The sequence below is a fragment of the Crossiella sp. SN42 genome (assembly GCF_023897065.1).
Taxonomy (GTDB): domain Bacteria; phylum Actinomycetota; class Actinomycetes; order Mycobacteriales; family Pseudonocardiaceae; genus Crossiella.
In genome coordinates, this window is the sequence record NZ_JAMHIV010000041.1 from 27,275 (window position 1) to 52,954 (window position 25,680).

The 25,680-nt window shown below is 72.9% G+C and carries 7 protein-coding genes; 5 read left to right on the plus strand and 2 right to left on the minus strand.

Features of this window, described 5'->3' with window-relative positions; translation table 11 throughout:
* Positions 1 to 97: 97 nt before the first annotated feature.
* Both M8C13_RS37520 and M8C13_RS37525 read right to left on the minus strand, forming a co-directional pair.
* Complete coding sequence (locus tag M8C13_RS37520; protein WP_252485558.1) at positions 98 to 9,517, minus strand: non-ribosomal peptide synthetase; 9,420 nt, start codon at positions 9,515 to 9,517, stop codon at positions 98 to 100.
* Complete coding sequence (locus tag M8C13_RS37525) at positions 9,514 to 16,863, minus strand: non-ribosomal peptide synthetase (RefSeq protein WP_252485559.1); 7,350 nt, start codon at positions 16,861 to 16,863, stop codon at positions 9,514 to 9,516. Before M8C13_RS37525 ends, M8C13_RS37520 begins: the two co-directional genes overlap by 4 nt.
* A gap of 122 nt (positions 16,864 to 16,985) precedes the next feature.
* On the opposite strand from M8C13_RS37525, the gene M8C13_RS37530 reads away from it, so the two are divergent.
* The 5 genes from M8C13_RS37530 to M8C13_RS37550 all read left to right on the plus strand — a co-directional run bounded on the left by M8C13_RS37530 (position 16,986) and on the right by M8C13_RS37550 (position 25,582).
* Complete coding sequence (locus M8C13_RS37530; RefSeq protein WP_252485560.1) at positions 16,986 to 20,414, plus strand: amino acid adenylation domain-containing protein; 3,429 nt, start codon at positions 16,986 to 16,988, stop codon at positions 20,412 to 20,414.
* 7 nt (positions 20,415 to 20,421) lie between these two features.
* Positions 20,422 to 22,041, plus strand: coding sequence for a (2,3-dihydroxybenzoyl)adenylate synthase (locus M8C13_RS37535; RefSeq protein ID WP_252485561.1), 1,620 nt, complete (start codon positions 20,422 to 20,424; stop codon positions 22,039 to 22,041).
* Between the two features lie 687 nt (positions 22,042 to 22,728).
* Positions 22,729 to 23,694 (plus strand): FecCD family ABC transporter permease, encoded by a 966-nt coding sequence (locus M8C13_RS37540; RefSeq protein WP_374213288.1) that lies wholly within the window; start codon positions 22,729 to 22,731, stop codon positions 23,692 to 23,694.
* Positions 23,691 to 24,743: an iron chelate uptake ABC transporter family permease subunit gene (locus M8C13_RS37545; protein ID WP_252485563.1), complete on the plus strand. Its 1,053-nt coding sequence runs from the start codon at positions 23,691 to 23,693 to the stop codon at positions 24,741 to 24,743. The genes M8C13_RS37540 and M8C13_RS37545 overlap by 4 nt, the downstream gene beginning before the upstream one ends.
* Positions 24,744 to 24,751: 8 nt before the next feature.
* Entirely contained in the window at positions 24,752 to 25,582 is an 831-nt protein-coding gene (locus M8C13_RS37550) for an ABC transporter ATP-binding protein (protein ID WP_252485564.1), read from the plus strand.
* Positions 25,583 to 25,680: the final 98 nt, after the last annotated feature.

The window sequence follows — 25,680 nt, forward strand, 5'->3', positions numbered from 1 at the left end:
GGAGGTCCTTCTTTCCTAGTGAGCCGATTAGGTTAGCCAACCCTAATCCACTGGTGCGGTCGATCGATCACGGGACTGTCCGCTAGCGGTAACGGAACTACTCCACTTCCCGCAGCGCGGCGGTGAGCACCGGGCCGAAGACCGCGACGGCCTCCGGGGACAGCAGCTCGTCGTGCGGATACGGCAGCACCCGGTCCTCGATCTTCCCCGCCACCTGCCCGGCCCAGCTCGCCGCGCCGGTCCCGGTGGACCCCTCGGCGCTGAACAACAGCAGCGTGCCCCGGCAGGCGGGGTAGTCCTGGCCGGGCAGCAGCCGGTCGTGCACGGTCCAGGCCCTGACCAGCGCCTCGGTGGTCGGCTCGGCCGCGCTCAGCCGCAGCCGGTCCCTGATCTGCCCGGCCTCCAGCGGCTCGTCCGGCGGCAGCGCGGGATCGGCGGGCTGGGCGTCGAGCACCGCGAGCAGCGCGACCTGTTCGCCCTCGGCCTGGAGCAGTCCGGCGACGGCGTGCGCGAGCTGGCCGCCGAAGGACCAGCCGAGCAGGTGGTACGGGCCGCTCGGCTGCACGGTGCGGATCCGCCGCAGGTGCTCGCGGGCCAGCGCGTCGAAGCTGTGCACGGTCTCCCCGGCCACCACGGGCGACTGGAGGCCGTAGAGCGGCCGGTCCTCGTCCAGGTGCGGCACCAGCGCTGCGTAGGGCCAGGCCAGGCCGAAGCCGGGGTGGATGGCGAACAGCGGGGCCTTGCCGCCCTCGGCGCGCAGCGCGAGCAGCCCGGCCAGCGCCGGGTCGGCGCCGTCGGCCGCGCCGAGGCGTTCGGCCAGCGCGGCCACCGTGGGGGCGGCCATCACCGCGCCGACGGAGACCCCGTCGACCCCGGCCGCGCGGAGCTGGCTGACCAGCCGCATGGCCAGCAGCGAGTGCCCGCCCAGCTCGAAGAAGCTGTCGTCCACGCCGACCTTGGGCACGCCGAGCACCTCGGCGAACACCTGGCACAGCACGGCTTCCCGCTCGGTGCGCGGTCCCCGGCCGGAGCTGCGCGCGCCGAAGTCGGGCGCGGGCAGCGCGGCCCGGTCGAGCTTGCCGTTGACGGTCAGCGGCAGCGCGTCCACGGTGATGAAGGCCGAGGGCACCATGTAGGCGGGCAGCCGCTGCCCGGCCCACTCGCGCAGCTCGGTCTCACCCGCCGTGCCGACCAGGTAGGCGACCAGCCGCTTCACCCCGGCCAGCTCGCTGTCCACGGCGAGCACCGCAACCTGCCGGACACCGGGGTGCTCGGCCAGGGTGGCGTCGATCTCGCCGATCTCCACCCGGTAGCCGCGGATCTTGACCTGGTCGTCGGTGCGGCCCAGGAAGTCGATGGTGCCGTCGGCGCACCAGCGGACCAGGTCGCCGGTGCGGTACATCCGCTCACCCGGCGCGCCGAAGGGGTTGGCCACGAAGCGTTCCGCGGTGAGCGCGGCCCGGTCCAGGTAACCGCGGGCCAGGCCGACCCCGGCGATGTAGAGCTCACCGGCCACGCCCGGCGGGACCGGCCGCAGGTACTCGTCGAGCACGTGCGCCCTGGTGTTCCAGATCGGGCGGCCGACCGTGGGCAGGTCCCGGTCGGTGGTGCCGCCGCCGAGGGTGTTGATGGTGTATTCCGTTGGGCCGTAGAGGTTGTAGCCCAGCACGCCGGGGGTGTCCCGCAGGGTTTCCCACACCTGGTTGGACACCGCCTCGCCGCCGAGCAGCACCAGCAGCGGCCGGTGGCCGGGATCCTGGTCGAGCAGACCGGCTTCGATGAGCTGCTGGCAGTAGGTCGGGGTCACGTTGACCACGTCGATGAGGTGCTCGTCGCAGTAGGCGGTGAGCGCCTCGGCGTCCCGGCGCAGCTCCTCGTCGCACACGTGCACCTCGTGGCCCTCGACCAGCCAGAGGAGTTCTTCCCAGGACATGTCGAAGGAGAAGGACACGGTGTGCGCGATCCGCAGCCGCCGTCCGGCTTCGGCCACCACCGGATCGAAGATCGCGGCCCGGTGGTTGAACTGCATGTTGGTCAGCCCGCGGTAGGGGGTGACCACGCCCTTGGGCTTGCCGGTGGAGCCGGAGGTGTAGATGACGTAGGCCGGGTGGTCCAGGCTGAAGACCGGCCGTTCCGCCGCACTGAGATCGTTGCCGGACAAGGCGTTCAGCTCGTCCTCGACGGTGTCCAGCAGCACCGTCGGCGCGGCCGTGGCAGGCAGCGTGGCAGCGACCTCGGTGGTGCTGACCAGGCACCCGGCCCGCGCGTCGGCGAGCATGAAGGCCAGTCGCTCGGCCGGGTAGTCCAGGTCCAGCGGCAGGTAGGCGGCGCCGGTCTTGAGCACCGCGAACAGGGTGGCCACCATGTCGGCCGAGCGCGGCAGGCCAAGGGCCACCACGGTTTCCGGCCCGGCGCCGCGGTCGCGCAGCAGGCGGGCGATCCGGTTGGCGCGCTCGTTGAGCTGCGCGTAGCTCCAGCGGACCTCCCCTGGCAGTCCAGGGTTAGCGACCAGGGCGGAGGCGGAAGGGGTGCGTGCGGCCTGCTGTTCGAGCAGGTCGGCGATGGTGAGCTCGGGGAAGGCGCGGCCGGTGTCGTTCCAGGCGGCCAGGCGGGCGCCTGCCGCGCCGAGCACGTCCAGCTCGCTCATCCGCAGGTCCGGGTCGGCGGTGACCCGGTCGAGCAGGTCGAGCAGCCGGTCCAGCAGGGTGGCCGCGGTGGCCTGGTCGAACAGGTCGGCCGCGTACTCCACGTCCAGGCCCATGCCGTCGGTGTCCGAGCCGTAGTCGCGCAGCACGAAGTCCAGGTCGAACTTGGCGGTCGGCGGGTCGAAGCGGCCGTCGGCCACGGTCAGGCCGGGGAAGCTCGCGCCGCCGGTGCCCTGGTTCTGGTAGCCGACCATCACCTGGAACAGCGGGTTGCGGGAGAGCGTGCGGGTCGGGTTGAGCGCCTCGACCAGCCGGTCGAAGGGCAGCTCGGCGTGGCTGAGCCCGGCGATGTCGGTGTAGCGGACCCGGTCCAGCAGCTCGCCGAAGCTCGGGTTGCCGCTGACGTCGGCCCTGATCACCAGGGTGTTGACGAAGAACCCGATGAGGTCGTTGAGCTGTTCGTTGTCCCGGCCGGCCGCCGGGCAGCCCAGCGGGATGTCCACGCCGCCGCCGTAGCGGTGCAGCAGCGCGGCCACCGCGGTCTGGAACACCATGAACACGCTGGCGTCCCGGCTCCTGGCCAGCCGCCGCAGCCGCACCGCCAGCTCGGGGCCGATGTGCCGCTCGATGGTCTCGCCCTGGAAGCTGGCCACCGCGGGGCGCGGCCGGTCCAGCGGCAGGGACAGCTCCTCCGGGATGCCGGCCAGCGCCTGCCGCCAGTACGCGAGCTGCTTGCTGTGCAGGCTGTTCGGGTCCTCCGGCGAGCCGAGCAGGGCGCGCTGCCAGAGCGCGTAGTCGGCGTACTGCACCGGCAGCGGGGCCAGTTCCGGCGCCTGGCCGGCGTGCCGGGCGGCGTAGGCGGTGGTGAGGTCCTCGACGAAGGGCCGCATCGACCACTCGTCGAAGGCGATGTGGTGGAACACGGCCAGCAGCACCGAGTCCTGCGCGCCGAGGGAGAGCACGGCCAGCCGGACCGGGTGGCCGGTGGCCAGGTCGAAGGGCTCGGCGATGGTCGCGGCCACCGCGGCGTCCAGCTCGGCCTCGCTGACCGCGGTCACCGTGACCCTGGGGTCGATCTCGGTGACCGGCAGGACGCGCTGGTACGGCGTGCCCTCGTGCAGCTCGATCACCGTGCGCAGGCTCTCGTGCCTGGCCAGCACATCGCCGAAGGCGGCGCGCAGCGCGTCCAGGTCGAGCACGCCGGTGAGCCGGATGCCGGTGGGCACGGTGTAGGCGGCGCTCGCGGTGTCCAGCTGGTCGAGCAGCCACAGCCGCTGCTGGGCGAAGGACAGCGGGATCCGCTCCGGCCGCTGGCCCGCGGTGAGCACCGGGACCGCGGAGCGGGGCGCGCTGCCCAGCGCCTTGGCGGCCAGTTCGGCCACGGTGGGCGCGGTGAACAGGTCCCGGATGGCCAGCTCCACGTCCAGCGCGGTGCGGGCCTTGCCGATCAGCCGGGCGGCCAGCAGCGAGTGGCCGCCGAGGTCGAAGAAGTTGTCGTGCACGCCGACCTTGGGCACGCCGAGCACCTGGGCGAACAGCTCGCCCAGGGCTTCCTCAGTCGGGCTGTCGGGCGCGCGGCCGCCGCCTGCGCCCGCGGCCAGGTCGGGGCTGGGCAGGGCGCGGCGGTCCAGCTTTCCGTTGGTGGTCAACGGCAGCCGTTCCATGGTGACCAGCGCGGCGGGCACCATGTAGTCGGGCAGCACCGCCTTGAGGTGCTCGCGCACCCTGGCCACCAGGCCGGTGTTGTCGCGGGCCGCGGAGGGGTTGTTGGCGTAGCCGCTCAGCGCGGCCCTGCGGGTGCGGGTGGGCGCGTAGGCGTCCAGCAGGATCTCGTCGGTGGCCAGGGTGAACACCGCGTCGAAGCTGCCGTCGGTGGTGTCGGACCAGGTGAGCAGCAGCCGGTAGCCGGTGCGCTCGGCCAGTTCGCACAGGGCCTCGGGTTCCACCCCGGCGGCGGTGTCCGGGCGCAGCAGGCGCTGGGCGACCGCGATGGGCGAACCGGCCTCCAGCGCGCGCTGGGCGGCGACCTCGGCGGTGAGGCGGGCGTTGGGGATGCGGGTGACCCGCAGCGACTCCGGCCGCTCGGCCAGCCGGGAGGCCAGGTCCACGGCGCTGTCCCACACCAGCTTCGGACCGTCCACAACGGACAGCGCGTCCGCGCCCGCCTTGCGCAGCACCACGTCATAGCGGTGCCGGGACAGCTCGTTGTGCATGTGCCCGCGCTTGATCCGCAGGTCCGCGCCGGCCAGCGTGGGCAGGTGGTCGGACAGGGCGGTGAAGTAGTCCGGGTCGACCAGCAGCTCCTTCTCCAGCAGCACCGCGCGCTCGATCGCCTTGCGCAGTGCGGCTTCCCCGGTCCCCTCGCCGGTGCGGCCGAGCTGGATCGCGGTGTGGAAGGTGCGGGCCAGCCGCAGGTTGCGCACGTCGCCGATGAACAGCGCGCCGCCGGGAGCGAGCAGGTCCATCGCCTTGCCGATGACCTCGGTGAGGTAGTCGACGTTCGGGAAGTACTGGATCACCGAGTTGATCACGATGGTGTCGAAGTGCCCGACCGGCAGGCCCTCGGTGTCGTGCGCGGCCCGCACGCTCAGCTCGACCTTGGCGGCCAGGTCCGGGTCGGCCAGCAGGTCCCGGCGCAGCTTCTCGATCACCGGGGCGGCGAAGTCGCAGGCCCAGTAGGACTCGGTGTGCTGGGCCAGGCCGGAGAGCAGCAGGCCGGTGCCGACGCCGATCTCCAGCAGCCGCTTTGGCTTGAGCTCGCGGATACGTTCCAGGGTGGCCGCGCGCCAGTCGCTCATGTCGGCGAACGGGATGGGCGCGCCGTCGTAGCTGCTGTCCCAGCCCGCGTAGTCCTCCTCGAAGACCGCGGTCGGGATCTCGGTGTACTCGTCGCTGTAGATCTGCCGCCACTCGGCGATCTGCTCGGCCTCCACCTCGGCGCGGAAATCCTCGTCGGTGGCCTCGGCAGGCACCAGGTAGCCGAGAAGTCGTTTCACGCCGGGCAGATCGGTGTCCGCGGCGATGACCGCGGCCTGGGCGACCTCGGGGTGCGCGGCCAGCGCGCTCTCCACCTCGCCGATCTCCACCCGGTAGCCGCGGATCTTGACCTGGTCGTCGGTGCGGCCGAGGAAGTCCAGGTTGCCGTCTGGCCGCTCCCGCACCAAGTCTCCGGTGCGGTACATGCGTTCGCCCTGCGCGCCATAGGGATCGGCGATGAAGCGGTCCGCGGTCAGGCTGGGGCGCTTGAGGTAGCCGCGGGCCAGGCCGACGCCAGAGATGTAGAGCTCACCCGGCACTCCGACCGGGACCGGGCGCAGGTAGGCGTCCAGGATGTAGGCACGGGTGTTCCAGATCGCCTTGCCCACGGTGGAGGTCGCGCTGTCCTCGGTGCCGCCGCCGAGGGTGTTGATGGTGTATTCCGTTGGGCCGTAGAGGTTGTAGCCGAGCACGCCGGGGGTGTCGCGGAGGGCGGACCACACCTGTTCGGAGACGGCCTCGCCGCCGAGCAGCACCAGCACCGGGCGGTGGCCGGGGTTCTGCTCCAGCAGCCCGTTGTCGATCAGCTGCTGGCAGTAGGTGGGCGTGACGTTGATGACGTCGATGAGGTGCCGGTCGCAGTAGGCGGTCAGCGCCAGCGCGTCCCGGCGCATGTCCTCGGTGAGCACGTGCACCTCGTGGCCCTCGACCAGCCAGAGCAGCTCTTCCCAGGACATGTCGAAGGAGAAGGACACCGTGTGCGCGATCCGCAGGCGTCGCCCGGCCTGCGCGACCACCGGGTCGAAGATGGCCACCCGGTGGTTGAACTGCATGTTGGTCAGGCCGCGGTAGGGGGTGACCACGCCCTTGGGGCGGCCGGTGGAGCCGGAGGTGTAGATGACGTAGGCCGGGTGCGCCAGCCGGTGCGGGTCGGTGCGGTTGAACCCGCGCCGCTCGGCGTCGGCCAGGTCCGTGCCGGGCAGCGCGGCCAGCTCGGCGGCGATCTCCGCGGAGTCCAGCAGGACGTGCGGGATCTCGGTGTGCGGCAGCGTCGGGTCGACGTCCACAGTGGACAGAACGTAGAGCGGCACGGTGTCGGTGAGCATGAACTCCAGCCGGTCGGCCGGGTAGTCCAGGTCCAGCGGCAGGTAGGCGGCGCCGGTCTTGAGCACCGCGAACAGCGCGGCCACCATGTCCGAGGACCGGGGCAGGCCAAGGGCCACCACGGTTTCCGGCCCCGCGCCGTGCTGGACCAGCCAGCGGGCGATCCGGTTGGCCCGCTCGTTCAGCTCGGCGTAGGTGTGGGTGGTCTCGCCGAAGACCAGCGCGGTCGCCTCGGGCGTGCGCGCGGCCTGCTGCTCCAGCATGTCCGCGATGGTGATGTCCGGCACCGGGTTGGCGGTGCTGTCCCAGCCCGCGCGCAGCAGCGCCAGCTCGTCACCGACCAGCACGTCCACCGCGGCGCAGGATGCCTGCGGGGTGTCGGCCAGCGCGGTCAGGATGTTCAGGTAGCGCTCGGCCAGGCGCTCGATCTCGGTGCGGCTGAACACATCGCGGTGGAACATCACCCGCAGCTCGGTGGTGACGCCGGGGTTGACCACCATGGTGACCGGGTAGTGCGTGGCGTCGAGCACCTCGTGGTCGCGCACCCGCAGCGAGCCGTCCGGCCCGAAACCGCGTTCCTTGGACGGGCGCGGGAAGTTCTGGAACACGAACAGGGTGTCGAACAGGGTGCCGATGCCGACCAGGCCCTGCACGTCGGTGAGCCCGAGGTACGGGTAGTCGAAGAGCTCGGCCTGCTCCTCCTGCACCCGGCGCAGCACGGTCTCCAGCGGGTCGGTCGCGCCCAGCTGGACCCGCACCGGCACGGTGTTGAACAGCAGGCCGACCGTGGTCTCCACACCGGCCACGTCGGGGTGGCGGCCGGAGACCGAGGCGCCGAAGACCACGTCGTCGCGGCCGGTGAGCCTGCCCAGCAGCATCGCCCACGCGGTCTCGTACAGCGTGCTCGCGGTGACCCCGGACTCGCGCATCCGCTTGGCCAGCCGGGCGGCCAGGTCGGCTGGCAGCTCCAGGTGGATCTCGTCCGCGGCGGTGAGGTCCACCGCGCGGCTGTCCGCGCCGGGGGCCAGCAGGGTGGGCTCGGTGAGGCCGTCCAGGTTGCGCCGCCAGGCCGCGCGGGCCTGGTCGTGGTCCTGCGCGGTGAGCCAGCGCAGGTAGTCCCGGAACGGGGTGGTCGGCCGGGCGGACTCGGCGGCCGGGTCGGTGTAGAACTCCAGCAGGGTGCTCAGCAGCAGACCGCCGGACCAGCCGTCCAGCAGGATCAGCTCGGAGGTCATCACCAGCCGGTGCTCGCCCGCGCCGACGGTGGCCAGGCCGAAGCGGATCAGCGGCGGCCGGTCGGCGTGGAAGGGCCTGGAGCGCTGGTCGGCGACGAAGGCCTGGAACGCGGCATCGTCCTGAGTGGACAGATCGGCGTACTCGAACGGGGTGTCGAACTCGGCGGGGATGAACTGCACGGCGGGGGCGTCGTCGGCGGTGGCGAACCCGGCGACCAGGTTGGGGTACTTGGCCAGGGACAGCCGCACCGCCTCGCGGAAGCGGTCCGGGTCCAGCGTGCCGGTCAGGTGCAGCACGGCCTGCTGCACGTAGACGTCCCGCTCGGCGCCATCGAGCATCAGGTGGAAGAGCAGGCCCTCCTGCAACGGCGAGAGCGGCAGTGCCTCGACCGCGCCGGGCGGCAGCGCGACCGAGGGCGCGGGCGCGGCGGCGGGCTCGTGCGCCAGCAGGGCCTTGCCCCAGGCGGAGAGCAGCGCCTCGGCGTCGAGCTCGGGCAGCGCGGCCGGGTCCCAGGAGACCGTGGCGCGCACGCGCTCGCTGTTGCGGTCGAACCAGGCGCCGATCCGCAGTAGGTAGCGGGCGGCGTTGTCCGGCACGGGTTCGCCCGCGCCGGGGTCTGGGTCGTCGCCGAGGTCGGTGATTCCGTACTCGATGAGGACGGCGGCCTCGGCCAGGTCGGCGAAGGTGGCCGAGGTGCTGCCGCTGAGGTACTTGGCCACGCCGAACTCGGTGGCCGCGGCGGCCTCGACCGCCACCGCCCGTGCGCCCGCACCGTCCACATCGGACAGCTCGGCCGGGCCGAACAGCACGGGGAACACCCGGCGCAGGTTGCCCAGCACACCGGGGCGGTCGCGGTCGGACTCGCTGACGTCGACCAGCAGGCCGTCGGTGGCGCCCAGGTGCGGGACCAGGCCGAGCAGCACCCGCGCGCGCAGGCCCTCGGCGACCGCCACCTCGTTCAGCGGCAGCACCCGCTCAAGCGTGCGCTGCGGCCCGCTGGGCTCACCGTCGCTGACCCAGGGCGCGGCCAGGTCCAGCTCGTCCACCCGGTCGGCCAGCTCCAGCCAGGGCTCCACCCGGTCGGCCAGACCCGGGTCGCGGGCCAGGGTGTCCAGCGCGGACAGGTACTCCCCGGTGCCCGAGGTGCTCGGTGTGCCACCGGCGAGCGCGGCGCGCAGGTCGGCGACCAGCACCGCCCAGCCTTCACCGTCCACATCGGACTCATGTGCGGCCACCACGAGCAGCCCGTCCCGCTCCGCGCCCCGGTCCACCCAGGCAGCGGCCAGCGCGGCGTCACCGTCGAGCGAGGCCGCGGTGTGCTGCTTCGCCTCGGCGAGCTTGGTGGCGGTGCCGGCCCAGCGCAGCTCGCCGCGGTGCCGCAGCACCTCGTGCGCCTCGATCACGGCCCGCACGGCGGCCTGCGCGTTTTTCTCACTGGTGCCCGAAGGTCCGGCGACCACGCGCAGCACGGGCGCGGAGGTCCCGGTGAACGCCTCGTCCAGCCAGGCGGCCGCCGGGGTGTCGGCGAGGTGGATCTGACCGGATGATGCGCTCAACTCTTCGGCTCCGATTCTGCTGGTGCGGTCACTGCGGCCGACCACAACCCGAGCAGCGCGCTGGCGGCCGCCGGGTCGAGGTCGGGGGAGAACTGGAGGTCGAGCAGCACGCCGTCCGCCCGGACCTGGTGGGTGGCCACGAGCACGCGCCCGGCCGGGAACAGCGGATCCGGCGCGCCTGCGCGCAGCAGCACCGCGGCGTCCCGGTGCCCGCGCAGCGCTTTGGAGCCTGCCCTGCTGGCGTGCCGGAGCAGGCCGAACTCGTGGCCGCGGTCGGCCCAGTAGCGCAGCTCCAGCTCGGTCTCCGCGCGCGGGGCGGCCGCGGCGGTGAAGGCGAACGGGTGGATGTGGCTCAGCGGCCCAACCGTGCCGGAGAGGTCACCGGCCGCGGACTTCGCGCCGGTGCGCGGATCCACCTCGCGGTCGATCCGCAGCCGGGTCCCGTTCGCGCCGGACCAGGTGCGCAGCGCCTCGATGAAGGCCGCCGCCACCGGGTCCGGATCGGCCGCCACGAGCTCGTTGATCCGGCCGCCGTCGCTTGATGCCAGCGCTGAGGCGGGAATCGGGTCGGCGGTCTCGTGCAGGGCGGCGGTCCACTCCGGCAGCGCGGCGGCCACCTCGTTGGCCTGCGCGGCCAGGTGCTCGGTCCAGGCCCGGAAGGTGGTCGGCGGCGGGGTCAGGGTCTCCCCGGCCAGCACGGCGGTGAGCTCGTCCGCGATCAGCTCCAGCGAGGGCTGGTCCACCGCCAGCCCGTGCCCGGTCAGCGTGACGCCGTCCGGGGTCAGGTCGAGCCGGAGGGTGGCGCCCCTGGTGATGTCGATCTCGGTCAGGTCCGGCTCGCCGGGCTGGATCTCGGCCCGCCACAGGCGTTTGTTGCCCGGGTCCACCACCAGGTGCAGGGCCTCGTGCCGGGCCAGCACGGTGGCCGCGGCGGCCCGCAACCGCTCCTCGGTGGCCTCGATTGACCTGGTGACCGAGACCAGCAGGCCGTTGACGCCCAGTTCGCTCTGCCGCAGCCAGTGCAGCAGCGGCGGCGGGGTCACCGGGCCGGGCGTGATCGCCGGGGGCGCGCACAGCTCGGCCAGCGCGGCCACCGTGCGGTGCTTGAACACCTCGCGCACCGACAGCGCCAGCCCGGCCTCCTTGGCCTTGGCCACCAGCAGCGCCGCGCTGATGCTGTCACCGCCGAGGCTGAAGAAGCTCTCGCGCACGTCCACCGTGGTCAGGCCGAGCTGTTCGGCGAACAGCCGGGCCAGGGTGGCCTCGGTCGGCGTGGCCGGTTCGGTGGCCGCCGCGACCTGCGGGGCGGGGTCGGGCAGCCGGGCGCGGTCGAGCTTTCCGTTGGGGTTCTTGGGGAACTCGGCCAGCGGCACCAGCAGCGCGGGCACCAGGTAGTCCGGCAGCCTGCCCGCGAGCCGCTCGCGCAGCGCGGCCGGGTCGGGCTCGGTGCCCGGCGCCGCGATGAAGTAGCCGATCAGCCGGAGCGCGCCGCCAGGTCCCGGCCGGGCGACCACCACGGCCTTGTCCACCTCGGGCTCGGCCAGCAGCGCGGCCTCGATCTCGCCGGGCTCGATCCGGAAGCCGCGGATCTTGACCTGGCTGTCCGCCCGGCCGAGGAACTCGATCACCTCGCCGCGGCGGCGGGCCCGGTCGCCGGTGCGGTACAGCCGGGAGCCGGGCGGGCCGAAGGGGTTGGCCAGGAAGCGTTCCGCGGTCCGGCCGGGCTGGCCGAGGTAGCCGCGGGCCAGTCCGTGCCCGGCCAGGTACAGCTCACCGGCCACCCCCGGCGGTACCGGCCGGAGCGCGTGGTCGAGCAGGTAGGCCTGGGTGTTGGCCACCGGCACGCCGATCGGCACCGGCCCCGAGCCGGGGCTGCCGACCTGCGCGAGGCTGTCGCCCGCGGCCTCCGAGCAGCCGTAGAGGTTGACCAGCCTGGCCAGCGGCCAGCGCGCGGCCACCTGCCCGGCCAGCTCGGCGGAAAGCGCCTCACCGCTGGAGATCCAGGTGCGCACCGAGCCCAGCGTGCCCTCGGGCGCGGTGCGCAGCAGCGCGGAGAGCAGGCTGGGCACCACGGTGACCAGGTCCACCGCGTGCCGGTCGATCAGCTCGACCAGTGCGGCCGGATCGCTGACCGCGGCGTCATCGGCCAGCACCACGGTGTCCCCGGCGACCAGGCCGCCGAGCAGCTCGGTGGAGCCGTCGATGAAGCTCAGCGAGCTCTTCGCGATCCGCACCCCGCCGGCCAGTTCCCGGCCCCAGTCCAGCCGGTTGGCCAGCGCGGTCTGGGTGCCCGCGACTGCTTTGGGGCGGCCGGTGGAGCCGGAGGTGAACACCAGGTAGGCCGGGTGCTCGCCGCGGATCTCCACCGGTGGCCGGGCAGGCCCGGTGGCCGCCGGTGGGCAGGTGTCCGTGAGCCCGAACTCGGCGGCGAACTCCGGCAGGCACACCACCAGCGCGGGCCGCGCGTCGGCCAGCATCAGCTCGATGCGGTCCCGCGGGTAGCCCAGGTCGACCGGCAGGTAGGCGGCGCCGGTCTTGACGATCGCCAGCAGCGCCACCACCAGCTCCGCGGTGCGCGGCAGCGCCAGCGCGACGATCCGCTCCGGTCCCGCGCCCCTGGCCGCCAGCGCGTCCGCGAGCCGTTCGGCCCTGCGGTCCAGTTCGGCGTAGCTCAGCGACTCCGCGCCCGCCAGCACCGCGGTGGCCTCCGGCGTGCGCGCGACCTGCGCGGCGAACAGGGCGGCCGGGTCGGGCGCGGTCAGCTCGGTCGCGTTGCCGGGCATGGTCACCGCGGCCAGCTCAGCCTCGGTCATGATGTCCACAGTGGACAGTGCGCGGTCCGGTTCGGCCAATGCGGTGCGCAGCAGCAGCTCCAGCCGGTCGATCAGGCGCTGCACGGTGCCGTGGTCGAACAGGTCCTTGGCGTAGACGGCGAACCCGTCCAGCCCGGCGGACTCGGTCTCGGTGAAGTACAGGTCCAGGTCGAACTTGACCCCGCCGGTGTCCGGCAGGAACGGCTGGGTGGTCAGGCCGGGCAGCTGGAGCTCCAGGTCGTCGGCGCGCTGGTGGATCAGCATCACCTGGAACAGCGGGTGCCGGGACAGCGAGCGCTCCGGCGCGACCCGCTCCACCACCCAGTCGAAGGGCACGTCGGCGTGCGCGAAGGCGTCCAGGTCGGCGGCGCGCACCCGGCCCAGCAGCTCGGTGAAGCTCGGGTCGCCTGCGAGGTCGGTGCGCAGCACCAGCGTGTTGGCGAACAACCCGACCAGGGGTTCCAGGTCCGCGTCGCCGCGGCCGGTGATCGGCGAGCCGAGCGGGATGTCCGTGCCCGCGCCGAGTTTGCTCAACAGCGCGGCCAGTGCCGCGTGCAGCACCATGAAGACGCTGGCGCCCTGCCGGGCCGCGAGCGCGCGCATCGAGTCCAGCAGTTCCTGGGGCAGCTGGAACTGGACCAGCCCGCCGCGGTGGCTGGCCTCCGCCGGTCGCGGCCGGTCGGTGGGCAGGGACAGTTCCGCCGGCGCGCCGGCCAGGGTCCGCGCCCAGTAGTCGAGCTGGCGACCGGCCACCGAGTCCGCCTCGGTGCGGGCACCGAGGATCTCCCGCTGCCACACCGCGAAGTCCGCGTACTGCACCGGAAGCTCGGGCCAGCTCGGCTCCTGCCCGGCGGCCCTGGCGGTGTAGGCCTCGCCGAGGGTGGCCAGCAGCGGGCCGAAGGACCACTCGTCGGCCGCGGAGTGGTGCAGCAGCAGCACGAGCTCCCACTCCTGCTCGCCGGTGCGGGCCAGGCTCACCCGCACCGGCAGCTCGGCGTCCAGCCGGAAGGTGTGCTCGGCCGCCGTGCTCAGATTGTCCACAATGGACACGCTGAGCTGCTCGCGAGCCTCGGCGGGGGAGAGGATCCGTTGCACCGGGAGGCCGTCCGGCCCCTCGGTCAGCAGGGTGCGCAGCGCCTCGTGCCGGGCGACCACATCGCCGAAGGCCGCCCGCAGCGCGTCCAGGTCCACCGGCCCGCGCACCCGCACGCCCAGCGGCAGGCCGTAGGAGGTGGACGGGCCGCGCAGCTTCTCCTCGAACCACAGCCCGGTCTGCGGGAACGAGGCGGGCACCACCTCGGGCCGCCGCACCTCGCGCACCGCGGGCCGGGTGTCCGTGGCCGAGGGCAGCCGGGCGGCCAGCTCGGCCACGGTCGGCGCGTCGAACAGCGCCCGCAGGTCCAGCTCCACCGACAGCAGGGCGCGCACCCGGCCGATCACCTTGGTGGCCAGCAGGGAATGCCCGCCCAGTGCGAAGAAGTCGTCGTCGATGCCGATCTCCGGCAGCCCGAGCACCTCGGCGAACACCCCGCACAGCACGCGTTCCCGCTCATCCCGGGGGCCGCGGCCGGAGACCTGCGCGCCCAGGTCGGGCTCGGGCAGCGCGCGCCGGTCCAGCTTGCCGTTGACCGTGACCGGCAGCTCGGTCATGGCCACGAAGGCCGCGGGCACCATGTAGTCCGGCACCCGCTCGGCCACCCCGGCCCGCAGCGCGGCCAGGTCCACCTCGGCGGCAGGCACGAAGTAGGCGACCGGAAGTCCTTGGCGCAGCACGACCGCGCACTGCGCGACCTCGGCCTGCGCGGCCAGCGCGGCCTCGATATCGCCCAGCTCCACCCGGAAACCGCGGATCTTGACCTGGTCGTCGACCCGGCCGAGGCAGTCCAGGCTGCCGTCGGCCAGCCAGCGCGCCAGGTCGCCGGTCCGGTACATCCGGCTGCCCGCGTGGCCGTAGGGGTTGGCGGTGAAGCGTTCCGCGGTCAGGCCCGGCCGGCCCGCGTACCCGCGCGCCAGCTGGGTCCCGGCCAGGTACAGCTCGCCGGTGACACCCGGCGGCACCGGCCGCAGCCGCTCGTCCAGCACGTAGGCCTGGGTGTTGTGGAACGGCCGCCCGATCACCGGTGTGCCGGTCACCTCGGCCGAGGTCGCCCAGATGGTGGCCTCGGTCGGCCCGTACACGTTCGTCACCCGCGCGGCGACCGCGCGCAGCTCCGCCGCGGTGGCCGGGGGCAGTGCCTCGCCGCCGACCAGCACCCGCAGGCCGCGCAGCAGACCCGGTTCCTGGGCCAGGATCGCGCCGAAGAGCGAGGGCGTGGCCTGGATGACGGTGGCCCCGGAGCCGGCGGCCAGCCTGGCCAGCCGGGCCGGGTCGCGCACGGTGTCCTTGGTGGCCAGCACCACCTGCGCGCCGGAGACCAGCGGCAGGTAGATCTCCAGGGCCGCGATGTCGAAGGCGATCGTGGTCACCGCGAGCAGCCGGTCGGCGCAGGCCAGCGGCGTCAGGTCGTCCATTGTGGACAGGAAGTTGGCCAGCGCGGAGTGCGGGATGCCCACGCCCTTGGGGCGGCCGGTGGAGCCGGAGGTGTAGATGGTGTAGGCGAGTTGGCCCGGCCGCAGTCGCCCGTGCGGCTCCGCGTCCAGCACGTCCCAGCCCGGCCGGTCCAGCACCAGCTGCTCCGGCCCTGGCGCCAGTTCGGCCAGTGCGGCGGTGGTGAGCACGCAGGCCGCGCCCGCGTCGGTGATCATGTAGTGCAGCCGGTCCGCCGGGTGGTCGGCGTCCAGCGGCAGGTAGGCCGCGCCGGACTTGAGCACGCCGAGCAGCGCCACCACCAGTTCGGGGGTGCGCGGCAGCAGCAGCGCCACCACCGACTCCGCGCCGATTCCCTTGGCGCACAGGGCTGCCGCCAGTCGCTCGGCGCGGTGGTCCAGCTCGGCGTAGGTCAGCGTGGACCCGTCCTCGCCGCGTACGGCCACCGCCTCCGGGGTGCGCCGGACCTGCGCCTCGAACCGGTCCACCACCGTGGTCTCCGGCACCGCGCGCCCGGTGTCGTTCCACTCGGCGAGCTGGGTGAGCAGTTCTTCCTCCGGCAGCAGGGGAAGTGCGCTGATCGGAGTGTCCGGAGTGGACAGTGCGGCGGCGAGCAGGTGCTCCAGGTGGTCCAGCAGCCGGGTGATCCGGTCCGCCTCGAACAGGTCCAGCCGGTAGGTGGCCTCCACCAGCAGCCCGTCCGGCCGCAGGAACGCCTCCAGCCACAGGTCGAACTGGGCGCCGTCGTTGCGGATGTGCTCCCAGTCCGACTCGATGCCCGGCAGGTCGAGGCCGCCGATGCGCTGGGCCAAGAACAACAGCATCACGTCGAAGAGCGGACCGCGCCCTCGGCGGCGTTCCGGGCGCAGGTCGTCGATCAGCTTGTCGAAGGGCAGGCCCTGGTGGGCGAACCCGTCGGTGGCGGTGCGCCGCACCTGGCCGAGCAGCTCGCGGAAGGTCGGGTCGCCGGAGACGTCGGTGCGCAGCACCAGGGTGTTGCCGAAGTTGCCAACCAGCTGCTGTGCCTGCGCGTGCCCCCGGTCCATCACCGCGGAGCCCAGCGGGATGTCGGTGGCCCCGGTGTAGCGCCGCAGCAGCACCGAACAGGCCGCCACCATGATCATGAACGGCGTGACGTTCTCGCTCGCCGCGACCGCGCGCAGGCCCTGCGCCACCGCCGGGTCGAACCACTTCGCGACCAGCCCGCCGCGCTCGGAGCCGCTGGTCGGGCGCGGGTGATCCGTCGGCAGGTCAAGGGGTTCCGGGGCGGGGGTGAGCTGCTCGCGCCAGTACGCCAGGTCGGCCTTGCTGCTCTCGGTCGGCCAGCGGGACTGCTCCCAGGCCGCGTAGTCGGCGAACTGCACCTCCATCGGCGGCAGCCCGCTGGGCTCGCCGGTGACCTCGGCCCGGTACAGCGCGGAGAGCTCGTGCGAGAGCACGCCCCAGGTGCCGCCGTCCCAGGCGATGTGGTGCACCACCAGGATCAGCGCCAGCTCGCGCTCGGCGAAGCGGAGCAGCGCCAGCCGGATCGACTCCTCGGCGGAGAGGTCGTAGGGCACCGCGGCCAGCCGCTCGGCCGCCGCCCGCCCGGCTGCGGCCCATTCGGACTCCGGCAGCGACGTGTGATCCGTCACGGGCAGCTCGACCCGGTAGTCCGCGGTGACCACCTGGTGTGCGGTCCCGTCGGCCTCGGCGAGGTAACGGGTGCGCAAGATCTCATGCCGGTCCACCAGGACTTGCAGCGCGCGGTGCAGCGCAGGCACGTCCACCGGGCCGGACAGCCGGACCAGCAGCGGCACGTTGTAGGTGGTGGAGTGCGGAAACGTCCGCTGGTGCACCCACATGCTCTGCTGGGCGAAGGACAGCGGGGTGCGCGCGGAGCGGTCCCTCGGGGTGACGCGGTCCGGTGACGAGTCCTCGGCGATGCCGGCCTTGGCCATCAGCTGGCGCATGAGCGCGCGTCGCTTGGCCGCGGCGTCGGTCCGCGCGCCCGGTTCGTTCGTCATCAGTCGTTGTCCTCGGAGAGCGCGGGGAGCAGGGTCTATGAGGCTAACCTTGCTTAGGTTAGCCTTCCTTTTGCAAGAGGCCAGTGTGCCATGCAGCCTGGATCACAAGGGAGTACAAGCCCGTGCCGAGCAGCCCGACCGCCGATGACCTGCGCCGCGAAGTGGCACAACTGGTGGACCGCACCCCGGAGGAGCTCCAGGACGCGGACAACCTCATCGAGCTGGGGCTGGACTCGATCCGGCTGATGCGGCTGGCCGGGCAGTGGCGCAAGCGCGGCATCGAGGTGACCTTCGCCGAGCTGGCCGAGCGGCCGAGCCTGGGGGAGTGGTTCGACCTGCTCAGCGAGCGCCTCGCCCCGGCGGCGGCTCCGGCCGCGCCCGCGGCCCCGGCGGCCCGGTTCGACAGCGCCGCGCCGTTCCCGCTGGCGCTGATGCAGCACGCCTACTGGGTGGGCCGTGGCGACGGGCAGGCCCTCGGCGCGGTGGCCGCGCACCTGTACGTGGAGTTCGACGGCGGCGACGTGGACCCGGACCGGCTGATCCCGGCGGTGCGCGCGCTGGTCCAGCGGCACGGCATGCTGCGCGCCCGGCTCACCGACGACGGCCACCAGCGCATCCAGGACCAACCCAGCGCCGACTCGCTCACCGTCGAGGACCTGCGGGAACTCGACGCCGCGGCGGTCGAGGCGCGGCTGGCGGAGCTGCGCGAGGCCTGGTCGCACCAGATCCTGGACATCGAGGGCGGGCAGGTCTTCGCCCTCCAGCTCACCCGGCTGCCCGGCGGGCGGACCCGGCTGCACGTGGACGTGGACATGGTGGCCGCGGACGCGCTCAGCTTCCGGGTGCTGCTGGCCGACCTCGCCGCGCTCTACCAGGGCGCCGAGCTGGCGCCGATCGACTACAGCTACCCGCAGTACCTGGCCGAGCGCGCGCCGCTGCGCCAGGACGCCTGGGAGAAGGCCCGCAGCTGGTGGCAGAGCCGCCTGCCCGAGCTGCCCGCCGCGCCCGACCTGCCGCTGGTGCCCGAGCAGGACCGCGGCGACGCGCTGCGCACCGTGCGCAAGCACCTGTGGCTGGCGCCTGCGGACAAGCAGCGGCTGATCGAGCGCGCGCACCAGCACCGGATCACCCCGGCGATGGCGCTGGCCACGGTGTTCGCCGAGGTGCTCGCCGCGTGGAGCGGGCAGCCCCGGTTCCTGCTCAACCTGCCGCTGTTCGACCGGGAGAACACCCACGCCGACGTGGCCAAGCTGGTCGGCGACTTCACCGGCTCGGTGCTGCTGGACGTGGACCTGTCCGAGCCGCGCTCCTTCCTGGAGGACGCCCGGCGGCTGCAGGGCCGGATGCACACCGACGCCGCCTACGCCGACTACTCCGGCGTCGAGGTGCTGCGCGACCTCTCCCGCGCCAACGGCGAACAGGTGCTCGCCCCCGTGGTCTACACCAGCGCGCTCAACCTGGGCGAGCTGTTCGACGAGGCGGTCAAGAGCAGCTTCGGCGAGCCGGTGTGGATCATCTCGCAGGGCCCGCAGGTGCTGCTGGACGCGCAGGTCACCGAGGTCAACGGCGGTCTGCTGGTCAACTGGGACATCAGGGACGCGGCCTTCCCCGCCGGGCTGATGGACGCGATGTTCGAGGCCTACCGCACGCTGGTGCACTGGCTGGGCTCGGCCGACTCGGACTGGAACCAGCCGGTGCCCGCGCTGCTGCCGGAGTCCCAGCTGGCCGTGCGGGAGGCCGCCAACCAGACCGCCGCGCCGCGCTCCGGCCGCCGGCTGCACGAGGGATTCTTCAACCAGGCCAAGAAGACGCCGGACGCGCCCGCGGTGCTGTGGGGCGCGGACGGCTCGCTGAGCTACCGCGAACTGGCCGAGCAGGCCCGCCGGGTGGCCGGGGCGCTGCTGACCCGCGGCGTCGAGCCGGGCGAGGCGGTCGCGGTCACCCTGCCCAAGGGGCCGGAGCAGATCGTGGCCGTGCTGGGCGTGCTCGCCGCGGGGGCGACCTACGTGCCGGTGAGCGTGGAGCAGCCGGCCGCGCGGCGGGAGCGGATCCACGCCCGTGCCGGGGTCCGGCTGGTGCTCGATGCCGACCGGCTGGCCGAGGCGCTGCGGGCGGAACCGGTGGAACCGTTGCTGGGCAACGAGGAAGTCCCCGCCTACGTGCTGTTCACCTCCGGCTCCACCGGCGAGCCCAAGGGCGTCGAGGTGCCGCACCGGGCCGCGATGAACACCATCGACGACCTCAACGCGCGCTTCGAGATCGGCCCGGCGGACCGCACGCTCGGGGTGTCCGCGCTGGACTTCGACCTGTCCGTGTTCGACATCTTCGGCCCGCTCTCCGTCGGCGGCGCGATCGTGCTGGTCGGCGAGAGCGAGCGCAGGGAGGCCGCGGACTGGGCCACCCTGGTGCGCGAGCGCGGGGTCACCATCGTCAACTGCGTGCCGCCGCTGCTGGACATGCTGCTCAACGCCGGAAACCTGGGCGAGAGCCTGCGCCTGGTGCTGCTCGGCGGCGACTGGGTCACCGTCGACCTGCCCGGCCGCCTGCGCGCCCAGGCCCCGGCGGCCAGGTTCGTCGGCCTCGGCGGCACCACCGAGACCGCCATCCACTCCACCGTGTGTGAGGTCACCGGCGAGGTGCCCGGCCACTGGATCTCGGTGCCCTACGGCACTCCGCTGGCCAACGTGCGCTGCCGGGTGGTGGACGCGCGCGGCCGGGACTGCCCGGACTGGGTGGCCGGTGAGCTGTGGATCGGCGGCGACGGCGTGGCACTGGGCTACCGCGGCGACCCGGAGCGCACCGCCGACCGGTTCGTTGTCCACAATGGACAGAACTGGTACCGGACCGGGGACCTGGGCCGCTACTGGCCGGACGGCACCCTGGAGTTCCTCGGCCGCCGCGACCACCAGGTGAAGCTGCGCGGTTTCCGGATCGAGCTGGGCGAGGTCGAGTCCGCGCTGGGCGCGCTGGACGGGGTCGGCCGGGCCATCGCCGGGGTGACCCGCGCGCCAGGCGCCGCCCTGGTCGCCGCGGTCGCCGCCAGTGGGGTCACCGGCGAGGAGCTGCGCGAGCGGGTCAGGGAGTCGCTGCCGCCGCACATGGTGCCCGAGCGGGTGCTGGTGCTGGCGGAGCTGCCGCTGACCGCCAACGGCAAGATCGACCGGCGCGCGGTGCAGAAGCTGTGGGCCGAGGAGGACACCGGCAGGCCGTTCGTGCCGCCGCGCACCGCGCTGGAGAAGGTGATCGCGGGCGTCTGGCACGAGGTGCTCGGCGGCGCGGAGTTCGGCCTCGATGACGACTTCTTCCAGCGCGGCGGCGACTCGGTGCTGGCCACCACGATCGTCAGCAGGCTGCGCGAGGCACTGGACACCACGGACGTCTCGGTGAAGCTGCTGTTCGCCACGCTGTCGGTGGGTACCATGGCCGCCCAGCTGGCCGAGCGGGAGAGCACCCCCGGCAGGCTGGCGCAGGTGGCCGAGATCTACCTGGCCGTGCAGGAGATGTCGGCCGATGAGGTCGAGGCCGAACTGTCCCGCACCGCAGGCGAATGAGGACAAGATGATCGAGAGTCAGTCCACATTGGACGGATTTGTGCCGTGGCCTGCCGAGTACGCCCAGCGCTACCGCGAAGCGGGCTACTGGCAGGACGTCCCGCTCGGTGAGCTGCTCCGCGACTGGAGCGCCCGCTACGCCGACCGGACCGCCCTGGTCGACGGCGAACGGCGGATCAGCTACGCCCAGCTCGACGCCGCCGCCGACCGGATGGCCGCGGGCCTGCGTGAGATCGGTGTGCGGCAAGGCGATCGGGTGGTCGTCCAGCTGCCCAACGTCGCCGAGTTCGTCGTGCTGCTCTTCGCCCTGCTCCGCCTCGGCGCGGTCCCGGCCCTGACCCTGCCCGCGCACCGCTCGCACGAGATCGGCCACCTGGCCGAGCTCTCCGAAGCGGTCGCCTACGTCATCCCCGAGACCTTCGGCGGCTTCGACTACCGCGGCCTGGCCCGCGAGGTGGTCGCCAGGGTCCCGTCGGTCAAGCACGTCCTGGTCCTCGGCGACCCCGGCGACATCGGCACCGCACTGTCCACAGTGGACGCGGAACCGGCTGACCTGCCCGCGGTCAACCCCGCCGACGTGGCCGTGCTGCTGGTCTCCGGCGGCACCACCGGCCTGCCCAAGCTGATCCCCAGGACGCACAACGACTACGCCTACAACGCCCGCGCCAGCGCCGAGGTCTGCCAGCTCACCCAGGACGACGTCTACCTGGTCGCCCTCCCGGTGGCGCACAACTTCCCGCTGGCCTGCCCCGGCGTGCTCGGCATCCTGGGCGTCGGCGGCACCGCGGTCTTCCTCTCCGATCCCAGCCCCGACAACGCCTTCCCGCTGATCGAGCGGTCCGGCGCCACGGTCACCGCGCTGGTGCCGCCGCTGGCCATGCTGTGGGGCCAGGCCACGGAATGGGAGGACGGCGACCTGTCCAGCCTCCGCCTGCTCCAGGTAGGCGGCGCGAAGCTTGCCCCCGAACCCGCCAGGGAACTTCCCGGCCAGCTGAACTGCGCCCTGCAACAGGTCTTCGGCATGGCCGAGGGCCTGCTCAACTACACCCGCGCCGACGACAGCGAAGACCTGATCAGCACCACCCAGGGCCGCCCGCTGTGCGCCGACGACGAGCTCCGCGTCGTCGACCCCAACGGCAACGACGTCACCCCCGGCGAGACCGGCGAGCTCCTGGTCCGGGGCCCGTACACCATCCGCGGCTACTACCGCGCGGCCAAGCACAACGAGACCGCCATCACCCCGGACGGCTACTACCGCAGCGGTGACCTGGTCCGCCAGCTCCCCACCGGCCACCTGATCGTCACCGGCCGGGTCAAGGAGGTCATCAACCGCGGCGGCGAGAACGTCTCAGCCGAGGAGCTGGAAGAACACCTGCTGGCCCACGCCAACATCCGCCAGGTAGCGGTCATCCCGGTCCCGGACGACATGCTCGGCGAACGAGTCTGCGCCGTCATCGTCCCCGAAGGCGAAGCCCCAGCCCTGCGTGACCTGAAGGCCTTCCTCACCGCACGCGGCCTGGCCCAGTACAAGCTGCCTGACCTGCTGGAACTGGTCGAGGACCTGCCGCGAACCGCCGTCGGCAAGATTGACAAGCGTGAGGTGGCAGCCAGGCTGACCAAGGCCTGACCCAGACGAGGCTTCGCCCGGGGCACGGAATCCCCCCGGGCGAAGCCCGACCCAGGGCGCCGGGTTCGCGACCAAGGACCAGCGACGGGCTGGCTTCTCAAAACTTGTCCGAAGTCTTGAGGTTCCCCATGCCCGTCAACCTGGAGAAAACGAACCACATCCCAGCCCACGGACGTTCACAGCAACCGCCGCCAAGGCCACGCAACGCGAGGGCGGCCGTGGGCTGGGATGTGGTTTGATTTCGGAGGGTTGACGGGCATGGGGAACCTCAAGACCTGCCTGCGTCTTGGCCTTTGACTTTGACTTTCCCCCCCATGCTTTGATCTCTGCCCGTCCGGCGAGGACGCTCTTGACTTTGATCTTCGCCTGAAAAAGCCGACCAGCCGCCGTCACGTTGCGAGGCTTCGGCGGTGGTTGCTGTGAGCGTCTGCTCGGCGGGATGCGGTCAGCAGTCTCCAGGCCGTACGGAGAAGACGAGAGCCCCGCTTCGTGGGTTGTCACCCCGCTCCGTGCCGCGATCCCCGGTCACTCCGTGTGTCCTGATCGACACCCGACCGCAACCGCTCACCCCCGTTGTTGAGCCCCCAGCTTCCTATAGTTAGCCTCGCCTTAGTTGAGGAGCGCGGACGACGGAGGGGGCAAGCGGTGGTCTCGGCTGGTCGGGTCACCCGCAGTGCGGGGCTGGTCGTGGCTGTGGGCTTGCTGGTGCTGGTGTGCCTGCTCAGCATCGCCGTCGGCGCCAGGAGCATTCCGCTGCCCGAGGTCTGGCAGGCGCTCTGGACCCGGGACGGCTCCACCGAGTCCCTGGTCATCCACGACCTGCGCATCCCGCGCACCCTGATCGGCCTCGGTGTCGGCGCCGCCCTGGGGCTGGCCGGCGCGCTCATGCAGGCGCTGACCCGCAACCCGCTCGCCGACCCCGGCCTGCTGGGCATCAACCTCGGGGCCTCGGCCGCCGTGGTGATCGGGATCGGCTGGTTCGGGGTGGGCAGTGCCTCCGGGTATGTCTGGTTCGCCTTCGTTGGTGCGGCGGTGGCCTCGGTGCTGCTGTTCCTGCTCGGGTCGGCGGGGCGGCGGGCGGCGACGCCGGAGCGGCTGGTGCTCTCCGGGGTGGCCATCAGCGCGGTGCTCAGCGCGTTCATCTCCACGCTGATCCTGTTGGACAGCAAGACTTTTGACCAGTTCCGCTACTGGGTGGTGGGCGCGCTCGCCGGGCGCAAGATGGAGACCGTCTATGAGCTGGCCCCGTTCCTGCTGGTCGGGATCGTGCTCGCGCTGCTGCTCTCCCGCGCGCTGAACGCGGTCGCGCTGGGCGAGGAGGCGGGGCGGGCGCTGGGGGCCAACATCGGGCGAACCCGGTTCTTCGGCGCCATCGCGGTGACCCTGCTGTGCGGGGCGGCCACCGCGGCCGCCGGGCCGATCGGGTTCGTCGGGCTGGCCGTGCCGCACATGGTGCGCGGGTTCACCGGACCCGACCAACGCTGGCTGCTGCCCTACTCCACCATCCTCGCGCCCGTGCTGCTGCTCTCCGCCGACATCCTCGGCCGGGTGCTGCTCGCGCCGAGCGAGCTGGAGGTCGGCGTGGTCACCGCCTTCCTCGGCGCGCCCGTGTTCATCCTGCTGGTGCGGCGCCGGAAGCTGGTGGCGGCATGACCCAGCTGGCCACCCGCCCCCGCCCGCGCCGGGTGCTGCGCAGCCGCGGCGGCTCCGTCTCACTCCGGCTACACGCGCGCAGCACCGCGGCCACCCTCGGCCTGGTGCTGGCCATCCTGGTGATCGGCGTGCTCACGCTGACCATCGGCGAGTACGAGCTGACCGTCAGCCAGGTGCTCTCCGCGCTCGCCGGGGAGGGCGGCCGGGCCGCGCAGTACGTGATCACCGAGTTCCGGCTGCCGCGCTGGCTGACCGGCCTGCTGGTCGGCGCGGCGCTCGCGGTCAGCGGCGCGATCATGCAGAACCTGGCCCGCAACCCCTTGGGCAGCCCCGACTTCATCGGCTTCACCACGGGCGCGGCCACCGGCGGCATCCTGATGGTGCTGGCCGGGGCGAGCGCGGCGCAGCTGGCCTTCGGCGCGATCGCGGGCGGGGTGCTCACCGCGCTGGCCATGTACCTGCTGGCCTTCACCAATGGCGTGCACGGCTCCCGGCTGGTGCTGGTCGGCGTCGGGGTCAACGCCGTCCTGATCGCGGTCAACTCCTACCTGATCAGCCGCGCCAGCCTGCGCGACGCCACCGCCGCGCAGGCCTGGCTCACCGGCAGCCTCAACTCCCGGGGCTGGGAGCACGTGCTGCCGGTGACCGTCGCGCTGGCCCTGCTGCTGCCGATCGCCTTCGCCTACGGCCGCAGGCTTTCCCTGCTGGAGATGGGCGACGAGGCGGCCAGCGCGCTGGGCGTGCCGGTGCAGCGCAGCCGGGCCATCCTCATGATCACCAGCGTCGCGCTGGCCGGGGTCGCGGTCGCCTCGGCCGGGCCGATCGGGTTCGTGGCGCTGATGGCGCCGCAGCTGACCCGGCGGCTCACCAAGGCCGCCTCCGCGGTGTTGCTGCCGACCGCGCTGATGGGCGCGTTCGTGGTCTCCCTCAGCGACTTCGCGGCGCAACGGTTCTTCTCCCCGGTGGCGGTGCCGGTCGGGGTCATGACGGCGGCGGTCGGCGGGGTCTACCTCGCCTGGCTGCTGGCCACCGAATGGCGAGGAAGGTAGATCGGACCATGGCTGTGGAACGCACCGAACCCCGGCTGCACGCCGAGGACCTCACCCTGGCCTACGAGGCCCGGATCGTGGCCGAGGGACTCGGCGTGCGCATCCCGGACGGGTCCTTCACCGTGATCGTCGGCCCCAACGCCTGCGGCAAGTCCACCTTGCTCAAGGCGCTGTCCCGGATCCTCAAGCCCAAGGCCGGATCCGTGCTGCTCGACGGCGCCGCGATCTCCTCCTACCCGGCCAAGGAGGTGGCGCGGCGGCTCGGCCTGCTGCCGCAGACCTCCATCGCGCCCAACGGGATCACCGTGGCCGACCTGGTCGCCCGCGGCCGCTACCCGCACCAGCGGCTGCTGCGCCAGTGGTCGCCGGAGGACGAGCTCGCGGTGTCCGAGGCGCTGCGGCTGACCGGGGTGGACGAGCTGGCCGAGCGGTTCGTGGACGAGCTCTCCGGCGGGCAGCGGCAACGGGTCTGGCTGGCCATGGTGCTGGCCCAGCAGACGCCGATCCTGCTGCTGGACGAGCCCACCACGTTCCTGGACATCGCGCACCAGGTCGAGGTGCTGGACCTGTGCGCGGACCTGCACGAGGACCGCGGACACACCCTGGTCGCGGTGCTGCACGACCTCAACCACGCCTGCCGTTACGCCACCCACCTGATCGCCATGCGCGGCGGCCGGATCGTGGCCCAGGGCGACCCCAGGGAGATCGTCACCGCCGAGCTGGTGCGGGAGGTCTTCGGCCTGGCCTGCCGGGTCATCCCGTGCCCGGAGACCGGCACCCCGCTGGTGGTGCCCGCCCGCCGGGTCCGCGAGCAGACCCCGGTCACCGCCGTCGGCTGATCCAGTGTGGACGGTGGGTCCTTTGGGGCCTAAGGACCCGGTCCCAAAGACCACCGCGCCAAACCTTGCCGCGCGGGCCGCGGTTTTGCCAGCATCGG